General features: G+C 62.5%; 23 protein-coding genes. 14 read left to right on the plus strand and 9 right to left on the minus strand.

The genetic code is table 11. From position 1 onward, the window contains the following. Positions 1-169: 169 nt before the first annotated feature. The 5 genes from AUR64_RS00475 (at position 170) to AUR64_RS00495 (ending at position 4,559) form a co-directional block, all read left to right on the plus strand. A complete protein-coding gene (locus tag AUR64_RS00475) occupies positions 170-586 on the plus strand; it encodes a Rieske (2Fe-2S) protein (RefSeq protein ID WP_058579992.1) in 417 nt (138 codons plus the stop codon). A 137-nt stretch (positions 587-723) separates the two neighbouring features. Further along, the gene (locus AUR64_RS00480) at positions 724-1,386 is read left to right on the plus strand and encodes a TetR/AcrR family transcriptional regulator (protein ID WP_205628345.1); all 663 of its coding nucleotides are present in this window, start codon (positions 724-726) and stop codon (positions 1,384-1,386) included. 169 nt (positions 1,387-1,555) lie between these two features. Next, a complete protein-coding gene (locus AUR64_RS00485) occupies positions 1,556-2,449 on the plus strand; it encodes a fumarylacetoacetate hydrolase family protein (protein WP_058579994.1) in 894 nt (297 codons plus the stop codon). A 94-nt stretch (positions 2,450-2,543) separates the two neighbouring features. Beyond that, positions 2,544-3,491, plus strand: a complete 948-nt coding sequence (locus AUR64_RS00490; RefSeq protein WP_058579995.1) for a VOC family protein — start codon at positions 2,544-2,546, stop codon at positions 3,489-3,491. Positions 3,492-3,563: 72 nt separating this feature from the next. Beyond that, positions 3,564-4,559 carry a TatD family hydrolase gene (locus AUR64_RS00495; protein WP_058579996.1) on the plus strand — a complete coding sequence of 332 codons (996 nt, stop codon included), beginning with the start codon at positions 3,564-3,566 and terminating at the stop codon, positions 4,557-4,559. Between the two features lie 39 nt (positions 4,560-4,598). On the opposite strand, the gene AUR64_RS20805 is transcribed toward AUR64_RS00495, so the two are convergent. Continuing rightward, positions 4,599-4,769, minus strand: a complete 171-nt coding sequence (locus AUR64_RS20805; protein WP_169794647.1) for a hypothetical protein — start codon at positions 4,767-4,769, stop codon at positions 4,599-4,601. A 64-nt stretch (positions 4,770-4,833) separates the two neighbouring features. Then, positions 4,834-5,022, minus strand: coding sequence for a hypothetical protein (locus AUR64_RS00500; protein WP_058579997.1), 189 nt, complete (start codon positions 5,020-5,022; stop codon positions 4,834-4,836). Positions 5,023-5,210: 188 nt separating this feature from the next. On the opposite strand from AUR64_RS00500, the gene AUR64_RS00505 reads away from it, so the two are divergent. Both AUR64_RS00505 and AUR64_RS00510 read left to right on the plus strand, forming a co-directional pair. Then, positions 5,211-6,467 carry an ABC transporter substrate-binding protein gene (locus AUR64_RS00505; protein WP_058579998.1) on the plus strand — a complete coding sequence of 419 codons (1,257 nt, stop codon included), beginning with the start codon at positions 5,211-5,213 and terminating at the stop codon, positions 6,465-6,467. A 1-nt stretch (position 6,468) separates the two neighbouring features. Next, positions 6,469-7,383 (plus strand): FAD-dependent oxidoreductase, encoded by a 915-nt coding sequence (locus AUR64_RS00510; protein WP_058579999.1) that lies wholly within the window; start codon positions 6,469-6,471, stop codon positions 7,381-7,383. A gap of 73 nt (positions 7,384-7,456) precedes the next feature. Here AUR64_RS00510 and AUR64_RS00515 read toward each other — a convergent pair whose 3' ends face one another. Then, the gene (locus tag AUR64_RS00515; protein ID WP_058580000.1) at positions 7,457-7,999 is read right to left on the minus strand and encodes a SprT-like domain-containing protein; all 543 of its coding nucleotides are present in this window, start codon (positions 7,997-7,999) and stop codon (positions 7,457-7,459) included. A gap of 207 nt (positions 8,000-8,206) precedes the next feature. Here AUR64_RS00515 and AUR64_RS00520 point away from each other — a divergent pair, with 207 nt between their 5' ends. Both AUR64_RS00520 and AUR64_RS00525 read left to right on the plus strand, forming a co-directional pair. Then, entirely contained in the window at positions 8,207-8,629 is a 423-nt protein-coding gene (locus AUR64_RS00520; protein ID WP_058580001.1) for a low molecular weight phosphatase family protein, read from the plus strand. 68 nt (positions 8,630-8,697) lie between these two features. Next, positions 8,698-9,369 carry a class I SAM-dependent methyltransferase gene (locus AUR64_RS00525; RefSeq protein WP_058580002.1) on the plus strand — a complete coding sequence of 224 codons (672 nt, stop codon included), beginning with the start codon at positions 8,698-8,700 and terminating at the stop codon, positions 9,367-9,369. On the opposite strand, the gene AUR64_RS00530 is transcribed toward AUR64_RS00525, so the two are convergent. From AUR64_RS00530 to AUR64_RS00550, 5 genes are all read right to left on the minus strand, one after another. Beyond that, positions 9,366-10,208: a DUF547 domain-containing protein gene (locus tag AUR64_RS00530; protein ID WP_240479553.1), complete on the minus strand. Its 843-nt coding sequence runs from the start codon at positions 10,206-10,208 to the stop codon at positions 9,366-9,368. The two genes, AUR64_RS00525 and AUR64_RS00530, sit on opposite strands and share 4 nt — an antisense overlap. Before the next feature lie 125 nt (positions 10,209-10,333). After that, positions 10,334-11,770 carry an FAD-dependent oxidoreductase gene (locus tag AUR64_RS00535; RefSeq protein WP_058580003.1) on the minus strand — a complete coding sequence of 479 codons (1,437 nt, stop codon included), beginning with the start codon at positions 11,768-11,770 and terminating at the stop codon, positions 10,334-10,336. Between the two features lie 197 nt (positions 11,771-11,967). Continuing rightward, the gene (locus tag AUR64_RS00540; RefSeq protein WP_058580004.1) at positions 11,968-12,603 is read right to left on the minus strand and encodes a hypothetical protein; all 636 of its coding nucleotides are present in this window, start codon (positions 12,601-12,603) and stop codon (positions 11,968-11,970) included. Beyond that, positions 12,593-13,672, minus strand: a complete 1,080-nt coding sequence (locus AUR64_RS00545) for a DUF3179 domain-containing protein (protein ID WP_058580005.1) — start codon at positions 13,670-13,672, stop codon at positions 12,593-12,595. Before AUR64_RS00545 ends, AUR64_RS00540 begins: the two co-directional genes overlap by 11 nt. Before the next feature lie 132 nt (positions 13,673-13,804). Further along, entirely contained in the window at positions 13,805-14,782 is a 978-nt protein-coding gene (locus AUR64_RS00550) for a prenyltransferase (protein ID WP_240479554.1), read from the minus strand. Between the two features lie 167 nt (positions 14,783-14,949). Here AUR64_RS00550 and AUR64_RS00555 point away from each other — a divergent pair, with 167 nt between their 5' ends. From AUR64_RS00555 to AUR64_RS00570, 4 genes are all read left to right on the plus strand, one after another. Further along, positions 14,950-15,633, plus strand: coding sequence for a haloacid dehalogenase type II (locus tag AUR64_RS00555; RefSeq protein ID WP_058580007.1), 684 nt, complete (start codon positions 14,950-14,952; stop codon positions 15,631-15,633). Positions 15,634-15,738: 105 nt separating this feature from the next. Beyond that, positions 15,739-17,262 (plus strand): lamin tail domain-containing protein, encoded by a 1,524-nt coding sequence (locus tag AUR64_RS00560; RefSeq protein WP_058580008.1) that lies wholly within the window; start codon positions 15,739-15,741, stop codon positions 17,260-17,262. Continuing rightward, complete coding sequence (locus AUR64_RS00565; protein WP_071391178.1) at positions 17,262-17,582, plus strand: DUF3006 domain-containing protein; 321 nt, start codon at positions 17,262-17,264, stop codon at positions 17,580-17,582. Before AUR64_RS00560 ends, AUR64_RS00565 begins: the two co-directional genes overlap by 1 nt. A 110-nt stretch (positions 17,583-17,692) precedes the next feature. Continuing rightward, the gene (locus AUR64_RS00570) at positions 17,693-18,850 is read left to right on the plus strand and encodes an MFS transporter (protein WP_058580010.1); all 1,158 of its coding nucleotides are present in this window, start codon (positions 17,693-17,695) and stop codon (positions 18,848-18,850) included. Between the two features lie 32 nt (positions 18,851-18,882). On the opposite strand, the gene AUR64_RS00575 is transcribed toward AUR64_RS00570, so the two are convergent. Beyond that, a complete protein-coding gene (locus AUR64_RS00575) occupies positions 18,883-19,956 on the minus strand; it encodes a hypothetical protein (protein WP_058580071.1) in 1,074 nt (357 codons plus the stop codon). A gap of 366 nt (positions 19,957-20,322) precedes the next feature. Between AUR64_RS00575 and AUR64_RS00580 the strand changes: the two genes are divergently transcribed. Beyond that, positions 20,323-20,721, plus strand: a complete 399-nt coding sequence (locus AUR64_RS00580) for a hypothetical protein (protein WP_058580011.1) — start codon at positions 20,323-20,325, stop codon at positions 20,719-20,721. Positions 20,722-20,793 lie beyond the last annotated feature (72 nt).

Raw genomic sequence — 20,793 nt, forward strand, 5'->3', positions numbered from 1 at the left:
GTTCTTCGAGGTCGTCGACTGGGACGAACCCAGCACCCGCTACGACCAGGCCGTCGAACTGTTCGAGTAAACCCCGCAACCCCCACGGTTTTTCGACGCTACCGAACCGTTGACCATCTGGTGAAACTATTCGATGGCTACTTGCTCGGTCGGTGAGTACGGTTACGCGATGGTCGAAGGAACGCGAATCGCAAGCGTCGAAGACGTTCCCGAGGTGGGGTCGTACCTGTTCACCGCCGAAGACGCCTTCACCAACGAAAGAGAGGTGATACTCGTCCGATGCGAGACCGAACCCGGTATCGAAGCGTGGATAAACAACTGCACGCACGAGAACCAGCGACTCGACCGAGGGTCGGGGGCGGCCATGCGAGATGGCGAGATAATCTGCCCGAAGCACGGGTCGATGTTCGACAGTTGCTCGGGCGAGTGTGACAACGGGGAGGCGGCGGGAACGACGCTCCCGGGCGTCGAAATCGCCGTCGAAGACGACGGCGTGTTTCTCTCCGACGACAACTACACCTTCCTCCGAGTGGGTGGTGTCGAGGACGATGGCGGACCGGACTCGACCTCTCACATCGGGTTCTGAGCAATCGTTTCCCTCGGCCGGGAACGGTGACTGCGTCGACGTTCGATTCGTCGTTCGTCACGACAACCTGACCAGGCGGTAAAACCACGTAAGCGGTAGGCCACGGCTATTTAATCACCGACCGTCATCTACAGGGTATGAACTCGTCCGGCGGTTCCCGTTCTTCTGCGGACACTCGGGAGGCGATTATGGAGGCGACGTTTCGTGCGCTCAGCAAGCACGGCTACAACGACCTCCGGATGAGAGATATCGGCGAGGAGTTCGAGATGAGTCGGACGCTCATCCACTACCACTACGACGGCAAACACGACCTCATCTCCGCCTTTCTAGAGTACGTTATCGAACAGTACGAAGGCAGCGTCGAAGTCGACGAAGACGCCGACCCGCTCACAGAACTCGACGCTCGCATCGACCAGTGTCTGTTCGGCCCGGAGTTCGACACCGACTTCGGCCACTGGGAGCGGATGAAAGTATACCACGAACTGTTCTCGCAGGCCCAACACAACGAGCGACACCGAGAAGTGTTCAACAACCACTACGTGACTATTCGAGACAGCATCACGCAAGTGCTCGAACGTGGTATCGACGAGGGGGTGTTCCGGCCCGTCGACGCCGAGGAGACCGCACAGTTCGTCACCGATATCATCCACGCCGCGCGCGCACGACGCATCTCGCTCGGTCACGACGAGGCACCCGAACAGGCCCGGCGCGGCATCCACGAGTACATCCTCTCGTCGCTGCTCAAACCCGAGTTCGTCGTCTCCTCGCAGCGGACGGGCCGGAACCGTTCCGGCGAGTAACCACTCTTCGACATCCGTCGGGCGTCCGACGACACTCGTGATATCGGCGATACCGGCACGATTTTGACCAGACGGTAAACACTATGTGAAGTCGTTTCTAACTATCGTTCATGGTATCGAAGCACACGACGAGCGGTAACTCTGACCGAATCGAGCGTGGGCCACAGCGATGAGAGTCGGACAGTTCACCACGGACGACGCGGAGGGTCCCGAAGACGCGTGGGCGGGCGTTGTCAACGACGACACCGTTGTCTCCCTGCACGAGGCAGGCGCGTCAGCGGGCGTGACGCTCCCAGAGACGACGCGCGAGATTCTCGCCGAGTGGAACTGGAGAGAGAAAGTCGAACTCGCGGTTTCGTACGCCGAAGAGACGGGCGTGGGGACGTACTCTGTCGACTCGCTCGAACGCGTCGCACCCGTTACTCGACCACAGAAAGTCGTCGCCGTCGGCCTCAACTACAGCGAACACGCCGACGAAGGCGAGTTCGACACACCCGACGAACCGGTGTTGTTCGCCAAGTTCCCACAGTCGCTCGTCGGCCCGGATGCAACCGTCGAGTGGGACCCGGAACTCACCGACGCCGTCGACTACGAGGGCGAACTCGTCGCGGTCATCGGTGAGAAAGCCCGAAACGTCAGCGAAGCGGATGCACGCGACTACGTCGCCGGTTACACCGTCGGCAACGACGTTTCCGCCCGTGACCTCCAGAACCGCGACGAGCAGTGGGTCCGCGGCAAGAGTCTCGACACGTTTGGACCACTTGGACCGGACCTCGTGACCCCCGACGAACTCGACGACGTCCACGACCTCGACATCTGGACGGAAGTCAACGGCGAGCGGTTACAGGAGTCGAACACCGAGCATCTCATCTTCGACATCGACGAGATAATCGCATTCTGCAGTCGCGCGTTTACGCTCTATCCCGGTGACGTCATCTACACCGGAACCCCGGACGGCGTCGGCTTTTTCCGCGACCCGCAGGTGCTTCTCGGCGACGGGGACACCGTTACCGTCGGCGTGGAAGGCGTCGGCGAACTTACCAACGACTGCGCGGAACGGTAGTTCGCCGGAGCGGGTATTCAACACGAATATCCATCAAAAATGCCGGTACCCCCAGTGACTTATTATTTGACCACTTGGTAAAACACGCAGTACCATGGGAGAAATCAACAGGCTACACCACGTAACCGCCTTCGCCAGCGACGCTCAGGAGAACTTGGATTTCTTCGAGAGCGTTCTCGGACTGCGGTTCGTCAAACGAACGGTTCGATTCGATATTCCGGAGAAAATCTACCACCTCTACTACGGCGACGAGGTGGGTACCGCAGGCTCGATTGTCACCTTCTTCCCCATCGAGGACATGGAACAGGGCTCGATTGGGAAAGGTGGCCTCAGCGGCTGTGGACTGGTCATCCCCGAGGATTCGGTCGACTACTGGACCGGCCGGTTCGACGACCACGACATCACCTACGAGGTCACGAAGCGCTTCGACGAGACGGCCATCGAGTTCACCGACCGCGACGGAACGCCGTTCGAACTCGTCACCGGCGAGTCCGATATCGACCCGTGGGACGGCAGCGACGTCCCTGCCGAACACGCGATTCGCGGCCTACACAGCGTCACGATTCACTCGAACGACCCTGCGGGGACGTTCCGAGCGCTGGAGACGATGAACTGGTCGCGCGTCGGTCGTCAAGACTACCCACAGGCGGGTGACCGCGTCCGCTATCAAGCGCCCGGCGAGGGCAAGGGCGCGGAGTTCGTCGACGTACTCGTCAGACCGAACGCCCCGCAAGGCGTCATGGGAACCGGGACGTTCCTGCACGTCGCGTTCGACACCGGCGAGAAGTGGGAACAGAAGGAGTGGAGCGACCGCTTCCGCGACGCAGGGCTGATTACCACGTCGCGGAAAGACCGTGACTACTTCTGGTCGATGTACTTCACCGAACCCGGTGGAGCAGTGTTCGAGTTTGCGACGGAGGGACCGGGCGTCACGCTCGACGAGGACGTCTCCGAACTGGGAGAGAACCTCAAAGTTCCCGACTGGCTGGACGTCGACATCGACTACATCGACGAACAGCTACCGAACCTCAGCCGCGACTGAGCGCGCTGCGAAGCCGTATCGTTCGACGAACCACCCTTCGATTTGCGTTCTGCTTCCAGACCCCGAGAGACGATGGACACCACCTACCCGACACAGCGACCGACCGACGCCGAATTTTCCGACAACGCGACGTTCCCCGTCGAACTGACGAACATTCCGTGGATAGATATCCACAACCACGCGCACACCCTGTCGTGGAACGAACGCGAGCAGTTCGCGCTCAGCGGCTGTCAGGGGATGGTGATGATGGCCGCGGCGTACTACTGGACGCCGTACAAGCCCGTCGAGTCTCAGGACGTTCGGTATCTCTGGGACGACGCGCTCAACCGCCGCGCCGAGATTCAGCGCTCGCACGTGTTCGACGCGAAGTTGGGTATCGGGATGCACACCGGCGTCCGAATCGACGACTACGAGGAGTTGCTGGCGGTGATGCCCGAGTACTGCGCGCTCGACGAAGTCGCCGCGGTCGGTGAAATCGGGATTACCGCCTCACAGCACGTCGCGACGTGGCCGCTCGACGAACAGAAGGAGGTGATGCGACGACAGATGGAGATTGCGGCCGACCACGACCTCCCCGCGGTGGTCCACACGCCGCCGAATCTCGACCACGTCGATATCCCGTACCGGGAACGCGGACGGATTCCGGGCTACGAACTGGATATGCGACTGCAGCAGGACCCAGTGCTGGAAGCCGACGACGTCAAACGGGCCGCGACGGAACTCGACGTCGAACTGAAAGACGACGCGGGACTCGCCGACGAGAAACTGGTACTCTCACACGCCGACAGGGAGATTGCGCCGTACGTGTTGGAGAACACCGACTGTTTCCTCTCCTTTACCGTGAGCTATCCGTGGCTACTCGGCGTGACGCCGCGGGACGTCGCGGCAGTCGTCGACGAGTACGGTCCCGAGCGCATCCTCGTCGAAACCGACAGTGCGGGAATTCTTCGAACAGACGTGTTCTCGTTCAAACGGACGATATTCGAGTTGTACCGCATGGGTCTCGACGTGGAGACGATACGGCAGGTCGTCTACGAGAACCCGAAGCAAGTGCTCGGAGAGGTGTAGCCGAGCGCGTCTCTCGGGTTGAGAGGGTGCTTCTGTCGCCTACGCTTTCGCGCCGGCGACGCCGCTTCCGATAGCGACCCCACAGTGGGTACAGGCGACGAGATAGAAGCGTTTTGAGGCTTTGAAGAAGCCGGCGGTGGCGTCCATCTCGACGAACTCGACGTCGGATTTCTCGGAGAGGTCCGCGTTGCATTCAGGGCAGTGTGCCATACACTGCCGTTCTCGGACTCACCTGTTAACTGTTCTGCACGACTGAATCGTCGGGTCGGCGCGGTCAGACCGCACCGCCGCCGCCCGCCTTCGCGCCGGCGACACCGCTGCCGAGGTTCGCGCCGCAGTCGACGCACTCCGCGATGTAGAAGCGCTTGGAGGCTTTGAAGAATCCGGAGACGGCGTCCGTCTCGATGAACTCGATATCAGACTCGTCCGAAAGCGTCGTCTTGCATTCAGGGCAGTGTACCATGCGCAACACATCGAATATCTCACGTATACCTCCACTGGTTTTGTCACGAACCCGAAACGGAAAATAAACCAGAGTGGTCGTATTAGCCCACATTAGCAGGGCAGTCAGTTCGTCGTCTCGGACTGTTCGAGATTTTAGGCTGACCGAAATTCCGGAACTGTTATCACTGTTTAGGCGAGCCTAAAACCATGACACAGAACACTGACGGCCAGCGTGGCCCGACGCGACGCGACTACGTGAAGTACGGCGGTGCGGTACTCGGCGGCAGTTTGCTCGCCGGGTGTACGGGTAATTCGACGACCGACGCCGAGTCGGGCAACGAATCGACGGCTACTGAGGCACAGACATCAGCGACGGAAACGCAGACAGAGACGGAATCGGACACGACGACGAGTGACGAGTCGGCCGCGTTCACCGCATCGATGTCGCCGGTCGGCGAAGTGGCGTTAGAGTCCGCACCCGAGACGGTGTTCACTCGACTCACCCATCATGCCGATATGGCGTTTGCGCTGGGTCGCGGTAACTCGGTCAACGCGATGCACGCGCCCGACTACTACGACGCGCTCTGGAACCAGTTCGTCGAGCGACTGCCCGGTGTCTCCCTCGACTGGTCAGGGCTGTACTCCTCGTGGGAACCGACGAAAGAGAAACTGTACGAACTCGACAGCGATGTCCACCTCGCCGACCCCGCGTCGGTGCACCAACTCGGAAACTGGAGTATGGCCGATATCGAAGAAGTGGACGAGAACATCTCGCCGTGGTTCGGCAACTCGTTGAGCGCCCGCCATCAGGAGCCACCCGAGGAGTGGGCCGACCGGTACGAGTACTACGGCCTGTGGGAGCAGTTCGAGAAAGTGGCACAGGCGTTCGGCGAACGGGAGCGGTTCGAGGCACTGAGTTCCGTCCGACAGTCGATGCTGGACGAGATTTCGGGTGGGCTCCCGGCGGCGTCGGAGCGACCCACCGTCGTGATGGTCGGCGCCAGCAACATCGAACAGGATATCTACGCGTACACGCTGGATAATCCCGGTTTCCTGACGGCGCACACGCGACCCCTCGGCCCGCGTGACGCGTTCGACGGAAGCGTCGAATCCGGGGAGATTGTCGACTTCGAGACGCTGCTCGAAGCCGACCCGGACGTGATGCTGTTCCTCGGCGGGATGCAACCGGGAACGAGCATGCCCGATACCCGCTCGGCGCTCAAATCACACCCCGTTGGGTCCACACTCACGGCCGTTCAAAACGACCGTCTGCACCCGCAGGGAGCGCGCTATCAGGGCCCAATCCTGAACCTGTTCCAAATCGAAATGACGGCAAAGCAACTGTACCCCGAGCAGTTCGGCGCGTGGCCGACGTACGAGAGCGGCCCGTATCCGGAGATTCCCGAGGGCGAGCGGATGTTCGACCGCCAGCGCGTCGCCGACGTCATCAACGGAGACCTCTGAGATGGCGGACACGGAGACAACAGCGAACGTGTCGGGTGACCACGACTGCGAGTACGATGTCGTCGTCGTGGGTGGCGGCCCGGCCGGGAGTTCGGCGGCCATCTTCACCGCCCGGTACGGTCTCGACACACTCGTGTACGACCGAGGCCGGTCGTCGATTCAGCGGTGTGCCTTCCTCGAAAACTATCTCGGATTTCCCGCCGGTATCGACATCGAGACGTTCTACGGGTTGCTACACGACCACGTCGAGACAGCAGGATGCGAAATCGTCCCCGACTTCGTCGAGTCGGTTACCAACGAGGAAGGCGACGCCGGATTCGTCGTCCAACCGCAGGACGGTGACTCCGTTACGGCTCGGTACGTCGTCGCCGCCACGCGATACGATGGCGAGTATCTCCGACCGCTCGGTGGCGACGAGATGTTCGTAACTCACGACCACGACGGCGACGAACACGAGCATTTCGACCGTTCGTACGCCGAGTCGGACGGAACGACGCCCGTCGAACGGTTGTACGTCGCGTCACCCTCCGAGGAGGCGGACCGTCAAGCGATTATCGCCGCGGGACGCGGTGCTCGCGTCGCGTTGACGCTGCTCGACGACGTCCGCCGCGAACGGGGGTTCTTCGAAGGATTCGCCGCACACTACGACTGGGTCCGCCGAGAAGCAGAACTGACCGGTGAGTGGGCCGAACGCGACCGGTGGCGCGAGTACGCGGACTCGCAGCGACCGGACGACCACGAGGTACCGGACGCCGAGTGGACGACACTCCGCGAAGCCGAAATCGACCGACGGTTCGAGACGTACATCTCCGACGAAAAAATCGAACACCAGACCGAACGCGGGCAGCGTCGGTTGCTCGACCACATCGACGACGAGTTGATACGAGAGCGTGCTCGCGAACTCGACGACGCCTGAGACACTTCCATCGGCAGGGTTGGATTTGAACGCGCGATTCGAGGTTCGCGGGTCGCGGGTCGCGGTTCCTCGATTACTCGTTGTCCGTGTTCTCGACTACGCGGAGTTCGCCGCCGCAGTCGCCGCAGCGATACGACTCGACTTCGTCGACGAGTTTCGACCGTCGGTATCTGACGAGTTCCGCGCCGCAGGACGCACAGCGTATCCACCAGTTCGGGTCGGCGAACCGCTCGCAGTGGACGTGAGTGTCGAGTTCGTCCGCGAGCGCTCGGAACCGCGCGCCGTGAGAGCCATCGCCCGCTTCGTTGAGCAGGTGGACGTGGACGAGTTCGTGGCGAATCGTCTCGGCGGTCGCCTCCCATCCGTGGGTCTCGAAGAACTCCCACGTCAGCGAAACGGACTTCGGAACGCCGTCGCGGTAGCTGACCGCACCTGCCCGCCGTTTTGCTCGTTTGCTCACGGTCCATTCGAGGTCGCTGACCGACGCGGTGAGGTCGTAATGGTCGACGACTTCGCGGGCGTAAATCTTCGACACGGCGAGAAACTCGGCTACCGATGCCGTCGAGTCGATGTCGTAGTAGGACGTGTCGATGCGAGCCATCTGTTCGAGTGTCACCGTTGGCGGACGAGCGGACTGCCGCCGGTGTCTGCTCGGGACTCGGAGTCTCGAAGTATAGTCGTTTCTCACCCGATTGGGGCAGGCTCTCTGCACCACCGACGAGCGCACACGTCGTTCGGTACGTAAAATCGAACTCTCGAAGAATAGAGTACTCTATAGTGTTCTTAGCAACCGTTATTGGTGTATACGGTCTCGAACCGTAGTATGAGTGATACCCCGGTACGGTTCGGGTTCGTGTGCGTACAGAACGCGGGTCGGAGTCAGATGTCGGCCGCGTTCGCAGAACGGGAGCGCCAACGACGCGGTCTCGAAGACCGCGTCGAGATTCTCACCGGCGGGACGATGCCGGCCGACGAGGTGCATCCCGAGGTCGTCGACGTGATGGAAGAACTGGATATCGACCTGTCGGAACGCGTCCCCAGAGAAGTCTCCGACGAGGAACTCGACGACTGCGACGTCGTCGCCACGATGGGTTGTTCGACGCTGGAACTCGACGCCGACGTCGACGTTCGAGACTGGGACCTCGACGACCCACACGGACAGGACATCGACCGCGTTCGTGAGATTCGAGACGATATCGAACACCGGGTCACCACGCTGTTCGACGAGCGGTTTCCGAGTGAGTAGAGACACCGATTTCCCGACCGACGATTGAAGTGACCCGCTCGTGAATAGCGTCTGGAGATGAAGACGCGATGACAGCAAACGCCGACGAACGCGACGGGGCGAGCGTGTACGACTGGTGGAGTCGTCATCCGCGTGCGTTCGACCTCCTGTACGGATTCGCGTTTCTCGGCCGCGAGGAGGAGATTCGTCAGCAGTCGCTAGACGTACTCGCCGCGACCTCGGGTGAGTGGATTCTCGAACTCGGCTGTGGCCCGGGCAACAGTTTCGAATCGCTCCGCTCGGCCGTCGGTCGGTCCGGAACGGTCGTCGGCTTCGACGCAAGCGACGGGATGGTCCGGGAAGCAACGACGAAAATCCGGCGAGCGGGATGGCAGAACGTCCACGCGGTCCGCGCCGACGCGTTACGGCCGCCGTTCGACGCGGCGTCGTTCGACGCAATCTACGCGTCGATGTCGCTCAGCGCCGTTCCGGACCCGAAGAGAGCCATCGAAACCGCGAAAACGCTTCTTCGACCGGGAGGACGACTGGTCGTCCTCGACGGGCAACCGTTTCAAGAGCGACCGTGGACTCTCGCCAACGCGGTGGTCGTCCCCGTCTCGAAGCGAACGACCGACTGGCAACCGGAGATTCACCTCCCGTCGGTTCTTCGGTGTTCGTTCGACTCCGTCGACGTCCGAACGTTCAACGCGGGGACGGTTCTTTTAGCCTGTGCGCGCAAATCGGCGTCGGAAACTGGTTAGTCCGACCGTTCACCGAAATAACGTGGTCGTTTCGACCAGTCGTAGGCTGCGAACCGAATCGACGGCGACGACCCCGGTGGGACTCGTTCGAACTCCCGGAGCAGGCTTCGAATTCCCGAGACGCCGCCGAAGTCGCCGACGAACCACAGACAGACTCGGGGGACGGTCGCTCTGTCTCGTTCGGCGTCGTACTCGACGGTTCGGTCGAGATACGAACGGGTCGCGTCGTCGAGAATCTCGTCGACACGTCGCCAGTCGTACGCGAGAACGGCCGGACAGCTCGCAGCGCCGCAGTTCAGCGCGAAGTGGATTCGAGGGTCGCGTTCGACCCGGTACGACGCGTCGAGGCCGACCCGACCGAGTCGTGGGAGATAGCCGAGGCCGTACTTCGAGTGCGAGTCGCGAAGAATGCCGTGTTCGATATCGTCCAAACTCAGTCCGACGCCGCCGACGGTCACCGCACGCGCCCTGAAGAACCGCCACCGCGTCTCGAACAGGTCGGGACGTCGGTCCAAAAGCAGTTGCGCCGACGCGTTGTAGACGTTCAGCCAGAAGGCGAGCGCTTTCGTTCGCTCGTTTCTGACCGGAGCCAGTAGCTCCTCGTCGGCGTCGGCGAGTTCCCGACAGAGCGACGCCGTCGGGTCACCGTACCGAACGCGTTCTAGCAGTTGTTGGGCAACGTCGACCATCCGATTTTGCGACCCCTCGTCCATTCGCATTCCGTCGTCAGGGCCTGTCGTCTCCCGGCCGACGTGACCGGACACATCGACTGCGTCGGTTCCGGCGTCTCTTCCCTCCCGTCCGTCCCCCGTAGACTCTTGGTCGCTCTGGTCGCTCACAGTAGGCTGTGGGACTCAGCCGACAAGACAGTTGCCGGACGTGTGCGTGTGACACGCATCGCTGCGGTAGAGTCAGGACGACCCCGTGAGCCACCGGTAATCTCGGCGACCCCGATGACGACGACTCACGTCGATATCGACCCGTTGAGTACTTTCGCGGCGACCAAGACGGGGTCCCAGACGGGGCTGAACGGCGGCGCGTACGCCAAATCGAGTCGTTCGACCGCTTCGACGGTGAGACCGGCTTCGAGTGCCGTCGCAACGGTGTCGATACGTATCGCCGCACGGTCCCTCCCGACGATGCTGCCGCCGAGCAGTCGGCCGCTCTCGCGGTCGGCGACGAGCGTCACCGCCGTTTCGGCGTTGCCGGGGTAGTAACCGGAGCGTGAGCCTGCTGTTATCGTCTCCGAGACCGGGTCGAAACCAGCATTCTGGGCGGCTTCGGTGTCGACGAAGCCGCTTCGTCCGCATTCGAGGTCGAATGCTTTCACGACCGCTGTACCGGCGACAGCCCCCAGCGGCGTAGGGTCTCCGGCGACCGTCTGTCCGATTGCTCTTCCCGCCCGGTTCGCGGTGAGACCGAGCGGCATCCACACCGGTTCGCCGCTGACGACGTGCGTCGCCTCCGCGCAGTCACCTGCTGCGTAGATTCCATCGACCGAGGTGCGGCCGAACTCGTCGACAGCGACGGCCCCGGACTCTCCGAGTTCGACGTCGGTGCGCTCCAGCAGTTCGACGTTCGGACGGATACCGATACCCACGAGGACGGCATCGACGTCGAGTGCCGTCCCGTCGGCACAGACGACCGACGTGACACGACCGTCCGTGCCTCGAAGTTCGTCGACCGCTGCCCCGAGATGCAGCGTCACGCCGTTGGCTTCGAGGTGAGCCTCGACACGTTCTGAGACGGCGTCGCCGAACGGCGTGAGGAGTCGGTCGCCGCGCTGAAAGAGGTGAACGTCGAGGTTCCACGCGGAGAACGCTTCGGCCATCTCGACGCCGACGTAGCCGCCGCCGACGACGGCAACTCGATTCGGTGGTCGCATCGACCCGTACCGCGAGACGGACGCTTCGTCGACGAACTCGCCGCCGCCGAGCGAGTCGACGGTGAACGTCTTGGGGTCGGAGAGAAACGCCCGGACCGCCGCCGCGGAGTCGAGGCCGTGCATGGTGAACACGCCGTCGGTATCGGTGCCGGGGATGGGGTCAGTGGCGGCGCGGCCACCGGTCGCAACGAGCAGTTCCCCGTACGGTTGGTCGTAGGTCGACCCGTCCGCCTCGGTGACGGAGACGAGACGTTCTGCCGGTCGTATTTCGGTCACTTCGGCTTCGCGCCGGAGGTCGATTCCTCGCTCGTTTATCGCCGCCGGAGACAGCGACAGGAGATCCGTCAGTCGCTCGACTACCCCTTCGACGAAGTACGGCGTGCCGCAGTGGGCGTACGACACCCACCGACCCCTCTCGAAGACGACAACGTCTCTGGACGGGGCGTCCCGCTTCAGTTTACTCGCTGCGCTCAACCCCGCGGCGTCGCCGCCGACGATTACGAACGGGTCGGTCATGAGGAGAGTACGCAGACGTCCGTTACAAAGACATCTCGGTCGCGCGAGAGGTTCGCACAGCGCCCGTACGTCGCGTCCGGACCCGCCGACGACCGGTGGTACTGCGGGTTCTCGTCCGTGCAGACGGTCCGATATCTGGTCGTGTCGTCTCCGGGTGTAACAACCGAGGAACTCTTGTCGACGCTCCTGTCGGGTCCTTAGACGACGGCCGGGTCGTCTCGGGTGGTGTCGACTCGACTGCCAACCCAGAGGAGGGTGCCGAACAGAAGCACGACTGCCAGTGGAACGAGCCACTGAAACAGGGTGACGAGACCGGCGCTTGCCTGCACTCCAACGACGAGGAGGACCGTCGGACCGCAACAGACGAACCCGGAGAGAATCCCGGGTACTCCAGCCGTCAGTCCCGCACCAGGACCGATGTGGCAGGCGGACGGCCCTCGCCACGCCATCCACGACACCGAGAGGTTGACGCCGACCAGTACGGCGAGTCCGACGCCGATTGCGGCGTTCACCGGCGCAAACAGGTACTCGACCGGTCCGAGAGCGACGAAGGCGACTGATTCGTACTGAAACGGTGCAATCTGCTCCGTCGCTCGGGCGAGTGGGTCGGCGACGACGACGACCTCGATGGACCCGTCGCCGACACCGAGATGTCTCAGACCGACCGAGTAGAGAACGAAGTATATCACCGCCACCGAGGCAAACACCGCCTTTCCGGCGCGTCGAGAGAGCGAGCCACGCACTGCCAGAGCTGTCCGTTCGAGCAGCACCTGCACCGACCCGAGAGAACGTCGCTCCGTTTCGTCGACTCCGGTTTCCGGGTCAGACGACATAGTTCGTCTCCGGATAGAACCCCGCCCACGCGAACCACATCGCGTCGAACGCCAGCGAGCGACCGAGAGGAAGTTCGTTTGCACGGGCGAACTCCCCGTCGACGTCGTATCCCGCTGCGTTCGGTTCGACATCGACGTCGGCGTCGGCGACGTAGACGTAGCCGGTTTCTAACGCGGGGTCTGCGACGGCTACGAACCGTTCGCCGGCGAGTTCGCCTTCGAGAACCCGATTTTCGAGCAGTGACGTTTTCTCGAAGGCGAGTGCTCCATGGGCCGTTCGGACTCCCAAGACCACGGTTTTCGGGTTCGCTCGCGTGTCCTCGGAGAGCGGGTCGAACAGTAACTGCGTGTTCGCGTAGTAGCCGCTATCGGGGTTGTATCTCCCGTAGGGGTCGTCCCCGTACCGGCGCGAGTACCCGGTCTGTTCGGTGAGAACCCGTGTGTTCGGATACGCGTCGCGCCAGTTTTTCCACGTGGTCCAGACGAGACGAAACTCGTGCAGGCTCTCACCTTCGAGTGCCCCCTCGATGGCTGTCGCAAGCATCTGCGGCCACCGGCTATCGGTGGCGCGGTCGTACATCACGAGATTCGAGTTGACGAGTCGTCCCGAGACACCGAACTCGGCGGGTCCCCGTTCGAACCCTTGTGCGGTCCCCGTTAGCGGGCAGTACGTGACTGCGACGGGGTCGCCGCCGACGCTGTCGTTGACGATTTCGTGCCACACCAGTACGCGCTGTGGATACGCTCGTGCATCGCCGTTTCTCACGAGGCCGAACACGGGGTCACCATCGCCGAGCGACGACGCGTCGGCGGCCGAAAACACCGGTCGGTCTATCGACGGGATGCCGTCTTTCGAGACACCGCCACTGACAACGTTGTTTCGGAGTGATTCGAGTCCGTGTCCGAGGTAGAGCGGTCTCTCGGTAGTGGGTGGGAGGGACTCGTCGTCCGACGACACCGACCGGTCGGCGGAAGCGTCGTCTCGGTGAGCGCTTCCTAAGCAGCCGCCGAGTGCCGCAAGCCCGAGGCCTCCAGTCCAACGCAGGACGTCCCGACGGGTCGAGGACATACCGAAACGTAGCAGTACCGTCGGCAAATACGTAGAGCAGTTGTGTGTTACTGACGCACACGGGGCCGAACGTTCGACGCGTTTCAACTGTAGACGGGTCGCGACGAGAATCGACCATCCGAAGCCTCGGCGTCAGAGAGGCAGTACGCCGACGCCGACAGCGACGGCCCACCACGCGAGCGTCGTCGACACCGCGAGCGAAACCATCGCAAGCACCGACGGCAGCGGTGAGCGCTGACGCGTCAAGACGTAGCCGCCCCAGACGAGGAACGGGACACAGACGAGATGCGAGAGGGCGGCGAGCGTCGGCAGTAGGCCAAGGAACCAAAGCAGCGCAGTCGTCGCCGCGGCAACGGCTGCGAGTACGACGTACGCACGACGGAGCGAATCGGGACGCCACCTGACGGCGAGCGTTCGTTTTCCCACCGTCGCGTCCGCTTTCCTGTCGGGCCAGTGTGTGGCGAGGAGGTTACACCCGACGACGAGCGTGAACGGGACGACGGTGAGCGCAGTCGAAACCGTAGCAGAACCGACCGTCGCCGCTCCGTACAGCGGGAGCAGGAGCCCACCCAGAAGTGCGTTGACGGCTTCACCGACTCCTCGTCTGATGAACGCGACCGGCGGCAACGAGTACGCCACGCCGACGACGAGTACTGTCACCAGTAGTCCGGCCGCCGTCGGAGAGAGACCGACGACCGAGACGATACAGGCCAGCGTGAGCACCGACACGACGGCTGAAGCTCCCGTCGCGTGTTGGAGGAACTCGGCGTCGAGGCCGGTTCGAACGAGCGCACCGCTACCCCCCGAGAACGGCGTCTGCTCGGTCAGTGCGTCGGTTTCGACGTCGGCGTACTCGTTAGCGTAGTGTATCGTAACCGCGACGGGGACGAGAGCGACAGCACCGGCGAGGGCTGGCGCAAACGCTTCCGAAAAGACGAATCCGGACGGCGAAACAACCGTCCGGGTCCCTTCGAGGCCCGACATCGCCGTCGCTATCCCCACGCCGAGTACGTAGACGAGGAGAATGAGTAGGAGTTGACTCGGACGGGCGGCCGCCCAGAGCGCCCAGAGTCTGGGAACGCGCGCTGCAACCGAGTGACGACCGCTCACGAGACGAGACACATCTGTCGGTGAGTATCCGGTCGTCGGTAGTAGTGTTGCCGATGTGTCGTGTGAGAACGAGTCCTGATTCCCGCCGTAGTCGCCGTCGAACGCCGTGGTCTGTCGACTGCACGTCCCCCGGAGAGCTAATACGCACACGTTCGTACCATTACGAAATGAGCTTGGATGCCGACCGGGTTTCGACGGTGACGTTCGACTCGTACAGCACGCTGGTCGACGTCGACGCGGCCGAAAAGGCGCTGGCAGAACGCGTCGACGACCCCGAACCGGTGTCGAAACTCTGGCGCTCGCGGTCGCTCGAATACACGTTCGTCGCCAACCAGATAGACGCCTATCAGCCGTTCTACGAGATGAACCGCGACGCACTGCAGTACGCCCTCGACGCGCACAACGTCGACATCAGTACGGACGAACGCGACGAGATTCTCGCGGTGTACCACGAACTGGACGTGTTCGACGACGTCAGAGACGGTATCGAACGCCTCCGCGACGGCGGCTACGACTGTTACGTCGTCTCGAACGGCAACCCCGAGATGCTCGACTCGATGGTCGAACACGCAGATATCGGCGACTTACTCGAAGACACCATCAGCGCCGACGAGATTCGGACGTTCAAACCCGCTGCCGACCTCTACCGCCACGCGGCAGGCCGGACGGGGACCCCAATCGACGAAATCGTCCACGTCACCGCGGGCTGGTTCGACGTCATGGGCGCACAACACGCCGGAATGCAGGGCACGTGGGTCGACCGCAAAGGCTCGCCGTGGGAGACGTTCGGCGGCGAACCCGACCACACTATCGAGACGTTCTACGAACTGGCCGACGCGCTCGGCGTCTGAGCGTCGACGGCCGTTGACGCATCTCACGACTCGTATCGGTACTGAAGAGTGTGTGTCGAGTGGACGCGTGTCACGGTTTTTCATCCGTCCCCGCGTGTCAAACGTATGGTTACTCGGCACACCCCGACCGTCTTCGTCCTCGTACTTCTCGTCGTGCTGTCGGGATGTGTCGGTGGGGGGACAGTGGCACCGTCGGAACCACGGACCGAGTCCGCCTCCGAGGCGTCCGCGTCCCTCCAGACTGCGAATGCGACGACGGCGAGCGGGACACTCGAAGTTCACTACATCAACGTCGGCCAAGCGACGAGTACGCTCGTCGTGACGCCCGAAAACGAGACGATGCTCATCGACACGGGCGACTGGCGCGACGACGGAGAGTACGTTCTCGCGTATCTCCGCGCCCAAAACATCACTCGGATAGACCACCTCGTCACCACCCACGCCGACGCCGACCACATCGGCGGCCACGCGTCCGTTATCGAGTACTACGAGCAGGAAGCCGACGGCGTCGGCGCCGTCTACGACCCGGGTATCGCGTCGAGTTCGCGGACGTACGAATCGTACCTCGACGCCGTCGAGCGGTACGATATCCCCCTCTACCGCGTCGTCTCGAACGATACGCTTCCCGTTGCAGGCGTCAACGTCTCCGTTCTCGCACCGCCCGCCGAACCGCTCGCCGGCGGCGAACGCAACGAAAACAGCGTCGTACTGATGATGACCCACGGTCAACAGCGGTTCCTGCTCACCGGCGACGCCGAAACCGAAGGCGAGAACTATCTCGTGGAGACGCACGGCGACAGACTCAACGCAACCGTGCTTCAAGCCGGTCACCACGGGAGCAACTCCAGTTCGAGCGACGCGCTTCTCGATGCGAGTTCGCCACAGGTCGCCGTCGTCTCCAGTGCCTACCAATCACAGTACGGACACCCGCACGAAGAGACGCTGGCCCGTCTCGGCGAGCGTTCGATTGCGACGTACTGGACTGCGGTCCACGGCAACACCGTACTCACGAGCGACGGGCGAAATCTGACGATTGCGACACAGCGAAACGCGACGACGGTGGCTCCCGAACTCCATACTGCACCACCCATCGAACCCGGAGCGACCGATCCAGTAGTCGAACGAGCGACGCTCGTCGGCGGCGTCGCGGCCACACCGATGCTCGTCGCCACGGACGGCGGAGTAGATACGCCGGTGACGGCAGGAGAGTCGTCCGGTGAGTCGGTCGGTTCCGGCGAATCCGAGGCGTCGACGCCGACGGAGACGGAGCCGCCGGCCGACGACGATGCGGCGACTGCCGCGGAGCTATCGCTCGTCTCGGTGCAGGCGGACGCCTCAGGCAACGACCACGGGAACACGAACGGCGAGTATCTCGTCTTCGAGAACAGTGGAAACAGCCCGCTGGACCTCACGGGTTGGACCGTCGCGGACGAGGCCGGTCACACGTACACGTTCCCGATGGGGTTCACGCTGGCCCCCGGGGCGCGAGTGACGCTGTACACCGGTGAAGGGTCCGACACAGACACGGAACTGTACTGGGGGTCCGGCAACGCCGTCTGGAACAACGGCGGCGATACGATACGCGTAAGCGACGGTACCGGGACGGTAGTGCTGGAGGAGCGATACTGATGGACGACTCGACGCTGCTCGTGTTGGACCGGTTCGAGGGCGACGACGCCGTACTGCTCGTCGAGGAGGCCGAGGAACTCGTCGACGAACTCGTGTTGCCGACAGCGATGCTGCCGCCGGACGGCCAGCATCAGGACGCGATTTTCTCGGTTGTCAGACCCGACGACACTCGTGTCGAGTTCCGATACGAGTCCGACCTGACCGACGAACGAAGCCAGTCCGCACAGGACCGCTTCGACCGTCTCTCTCAGCGACTGCCCGGTGAGGAAACCGACGAGACCGAGGAAGCCGACACATCTGCGGAATCCGACGAGTACTGAGTGCAGGCAGCGTGGGAGTCCGAGCCTGCGAACCCACCGCGCACGCGATTCGGTAGCGCAGAACTTCCGGAAACGGAACCCTTGAGACTCCCTACGGGAAACGACGACTCGTGTCCCGTGCTCGGCTCTTTGGCTCTCTGTGTGGCCTCGTCTTTCTGCTGAATCTCGCTCGAATCGTCTTTGCGCCGCTTCTGGACGTGTTCATCACCGAGTTCGCCATCGGCGAAGCGACCGCCGGTCACATCGTCACCCTCGCGTGGGTCGGCAGCGCCTCGCTGCGCCTCCCGACCGGATGGATTCTCACGAAAGTGCCGAGACACCACGTCGTCGTCGTCTCCGGCGTCATTCTCGCGCTCTCGTCGGCGTTCGCGGCGACGGCGGCGACGATACCGCGTCTCATGGCCGGTGCGTTTCTCATGGGTCTCGCCTCCGGCGTCTACTTCGTCTCGGCGAACCCGCTGTTGAGCGAACTGTTCCCCCAGCGAGTCGGCCACGTCATCGGCATCCACGGCGTCGCCAGTCAGATTGCGGCGGTCATCGCCGCCCCGCTGGTCGCGCTGACGTTGCTCGTCGACTGGCGACTCTCGCTGTGGGGCATCGCCGTCGGCGCGGCCCTCGTGACCGCCTACACGTGGATTGCGGCGCGCCGCATCGAGATGCCGACGGCAGGACAAGAAGACAGTAACTTCATCGCTAGCGCGCTCTCGGAGTGGCGCATCATCGTCACGTCGCTGGCCATCGTCGGCGCGGCGGTGTTCGTCTGGCAGGGCCTGTTCAACTTCTACGAACTGTACATGCAGGCGAAAGGCCTCTCTGAGAGTCAAGCGGGAGCGATGCTGGCAGTCGTGTTCGCCGCCGGCGTGCCGGCGTTCTATCTCGGTGGCGACTTGGCCGACAGACTCCCACAGGTTCCGTACCTGCTCGGCGTCGTCGGCGTGTTCGCCGCGACGGTGTATCTGCTGACGATGGTCGACGGTCTCTGGGCGGTCGGTGCCGTCACCTGCTTTCTGGGCTTCGTTGCACACGCGGTGTTCCCAGCGGTGGACACCTACATGCTCGACACGCTTCCGGACGCCACCAGAGGGAGCGCCTACGCGGTGTTCAGTTCGGTCTGGATGCTGACGCAGGCGCTCGGGTCCTCGGCGGTCGGTACGCTCGTCGAACGCGGATACACGTACGACACTGTGTTTGCGAGTGCGGCGTTGGCACTCGGTGTGAGTATTCTGGTTCTCGTCGTGTTCGAGCGAGCGGGGCGACTCCCGAGCTAATTTCGCTCGCACGACAAAAAAGGAAGAGCCGCTTATCGCTGTGAGTCGCGGAGGATGAACGGACCGATGGCGAGCGTCCGCTTCGCAATCGTTGCGATTCTGGCGATGTACGCCATGAGCAACAAGAACGGGAGCGACGTAATCGCAAAGGCGGCGGACGTCCACCAGATAAGCGTCGGTACGCCGAGGATACCGCCCGTGAGTGCGTTTCCGTCCACGTACGTCGTGGTGAATCCGGCGACGATGAGCGCCGGCACCGAGATGTAGAGGATGTTCTGTGAGAGGCTGATGAGTTCCCACTCGAAGTACAGCGTCTTGATGTGTTCACGGGCGGGACCGAACATCGACAGTGACGTCTTCATCTGGTCGAGAATCGAGAGCGTCTCCGTCGATAGGTCGTCGACGTAGTCGTCGGCGAGGCGTTCGACTTGGAAGATTTTCCAGCCGTAGTTGTAGTCGAGTGCCGCCGAGACGACAGTGTAAGAGCCGAACGAGCGACCTTCGAGTTTGTCGGTCGCTGCGTCGGCGTTGCCGATGAGACTGTTGGTGAACTCGTCGACTTCGCCGCGGAGTTCCTCGTTGTCGCTGTCGGAAACCGAGTCGCGGAGCGCCTCGGCGTACTCTTTGCTCTGGAGGATGAGTGCGCGGAGAAACGCCGAGGGGTCCGCCGGCGTTGGCGACCCGGTTATCTCTTCTGCGTACTCACGGAAGTCCATCGTCGCGCTCATGCGCTCGCGCTGGTCGCCGAGCGGACCGTTCTCTTGGGAGATGACGATTTGGGTGATGGTCAACACCAACGTGACACCGGTGATGATGGCGCTAATCATCGTCGAGAACACCGTCTCGACGGTGTCACCGCTCGTCGCATCGATGAGGAAATACTGGTAGAAGAACGTCCCCGCGAAGATGAACACGGCGAAAATCAACATCGCCAACAGTCCGGCGACGACCAGACGGTGGCCGTCGAGCATGAACCACGTCTTGAGTCGCGTCTCGCCGGTTCGCTGCCGCATCGTGTTCGCGGTGCCGATATCTCCACTGACGGTGAGTTCGAAGTTCGGGTCGTGCTCTCTCGTATCGATGGTGTCGGAGTTGTCGTCGCTCATCGAGCCGAAGACCGTAGCGTGTTCGTGTCGGCTTCGAGACCTCGATGCCCGTTCGACGACGTCCACGCTCCGAACGAACTCCCAGAACTCGTCTCCAAGGAGAGAACCGAGGGCGAATCACCCGACCAATCGTCGAAGATGCGTCGACAGCCGATAGTCGTACGGCAGTTGGCTGTATGAATCATCTGTAGATACTGCTATCGACGACAGCAGTCCACTTTAGTCTGCATCCAAAAAGTTCACGTAGTGCCACGATTCGGGCAGACAGGAAAATCACGATTATTCGTTGTTGTTACAGTCGAGCGTCCGACTGGAGTGAGCGATTGAGCCAGCGGACTAATTACCAATCCTGATGTACACGGTAGTATGAAAAGTACGACACCGAGACGCCGAACACTCGCGGTTCTGACGCTGGCTCTTCTCGTCTGTAGCGGGTGTCTCACCGTCCAACCGACCGTCTCCGTCCAGACATCCGATGGACCCACCTTCAAGAGCGTGACGACCAACGACGAGTGGGGGACTTCGGGAATAGACGCGTCGGTGACACTGAGTTCCGCAGCGACGACCGAACAGGGCGTAACGAAGGTGAGCGTCATCACCGCGGAAGGGGAGTCGTTCTACACGACATCGGTCGATACGGGGCAGACGAGCGTTTCCGTCGTCCTCCCGACCAACCAGACGGCGCAGTTGTACGCGGTCAACACCGTCAACGGAACCGTCGTCGCCAGACAGAACGTGACCATCAGCGGAACGACAGTACCGTAGTCGAAACAGCGGTTCTTCTCCCGGATATCGTCCCCCCAACGAGGCCTACCTTTAGGCCCGCTTGCGTTGTAG

Source organism: Haloprofundus marisrubri (assembly GCF_001469955.1).
GTDB classification, from domain to species: domain Archaea; phylum Halobacteriota; class Halobacteria; order Halobacteriales; family Haloferacaceae; genus Haloprofundus; species Haloprofundus marisrubri.

What these genes read in the sequence shown, in the direction of transcription:
- AUR64_RS00475 (WP_058579992.1), top strand. Translation starts at nt 170, where the DNA reads ATGGTCGAAGGAACGCGAATCGCAAGCGTCGAAGACGTTCCCGAGGTG.
- AUR64_RS00480 (WP_205628345.1), top strand. Translation starts at nt 724, where the DNA reads ATGAACTCGTCCGGCGGTTCCCGTTCTTCTGCGGACACTCGGGAGGCG.
- AUR64_RS00485 (WP_058579994.1), top strand. Translation starts at nt 1,556, where the DNA reads ATGAGAGTCGGACAGTTCACCACGGACGACGCGGAGGGTCCCGAAGAC.
- AUR64_RS00490 (WP_058579995.1), top strand. Translation starts at nt 2,544, where the DNA reads ATGGGAGAAATCAACAGGCTACACCACGTAACCGCCTTCGCCAGCGAC.
- AUR64_RS00495 (WP_058579996.1), top strand. Translation starts at nt 3,564, where the DNA reads ATGGACACCACCTACCCGACACAGCGACCGACCGACGCCGAATTTTCC.
- AUR64_RS20805 (WP_169794647.1), bottom strand. Translation starts at nt 4,769, where the DNA reads ATGGCACACTGCCCTGAATGCAACGCGGACCTCTCCGAGAAATCCGAC.
- AUR64_RS00500 (WP_058579997.1), bottom strand. Translation starts at nt 5,022, where the DNA reads ATGGTACACTGCCCTGAATGCAAGACGACGCTTTCGGACGAGTCTGAT.
- AUR64_RS00505 (WP_058579998.1), top strand. Translation starts at nt 5,211, where the DNA reads ATGACACAGAACACTGACGGCCAGCGTGGCCCGACGCGACGCGACTAC.
- AUR64_RS00510 (WP_058579999.1), top strand. Translation starts at nt 6,469, where the DNA reads ATGGCGGACACGGAGACAACAGCGAACGTGTCGGGTGACCACGACTGC.
- AUR64_RS00520 (WP_058580001.1), top strand. Translation starts at nt 8,207, where the DNA reads ATGAGTGATACCCCGGTACGGTTCGGGTTCGTGTGCGTACAGAACGCG.
- AUR64_RS00525 (WP_058580002.1), top strand. Translation starts at nt 8,698, where the DNA reads ATGACAGCAAACGCCGACGAACGCGACGGGGCGAGCGTGTACGACTGG.
- AUR64_RS00535 (WP_058580003.1), bottom strand. Translation starts at nt 11,770, where the DNA reads ATGACCGACCCGTTCGTAATCGTCGGCGGCGACGCCGCGGGGTTGAGC.
- AUR64_RS00540 (WP_058580004.1), bottom strand. Translation starts at nt 12,603, where the DNA reads ATGTCGTCTGACCCGGAAACCGGAGTCGACGAAACGGAGCGACGTTCT.
- AUR64_RS00545 (WP_058580005.1), bottom strand. Translation starts at nt 13,672, where the DNA reads ATGTCCTCGACCCGTCGGGACGTCCTGCGTTGGACTGGAGGCCTCGGG.
- AUR64_RS00555 (WP_058580007.1), top strand. Translation starts at nt 14,950, where the DNA reads ATGAGCTTGGATGCCGACCGGGTTTCGACGGTGACGTTCGACTCGTAC.
- AUR64_RS00560 (WP_058580008.1), top strand. Translation starts at nt 15,739, where the DNA reads ATGGTTACTCGGCACACCCCGACCGTCTTCGTCCTCGTACTTCTCGTC.
- AUR64_RS00565 (WP_071391178.1), top strand. Translation starts at nt 17,262, where the DNA reads ATGGACGACTCGACGCTGCTCGTGTTGGACCGGTTCGAGGGCGACGAC.
- AUR64_RS00575 (WP_058580071.1), bottom strand. Translation starts at nt 19,956, where the DNA reads ATGAGCGACGACAACTCCGACACCATCGATACGAGAGAGCACGACCCG.
- AUR64_RS00580 (WP_058580011.1), top strand. Translation starts at nt 20,323, where the DNA reads ATGAAAAGTACGACACCGAGACGCCGAACACTCGCGGTTCTGACGCTG.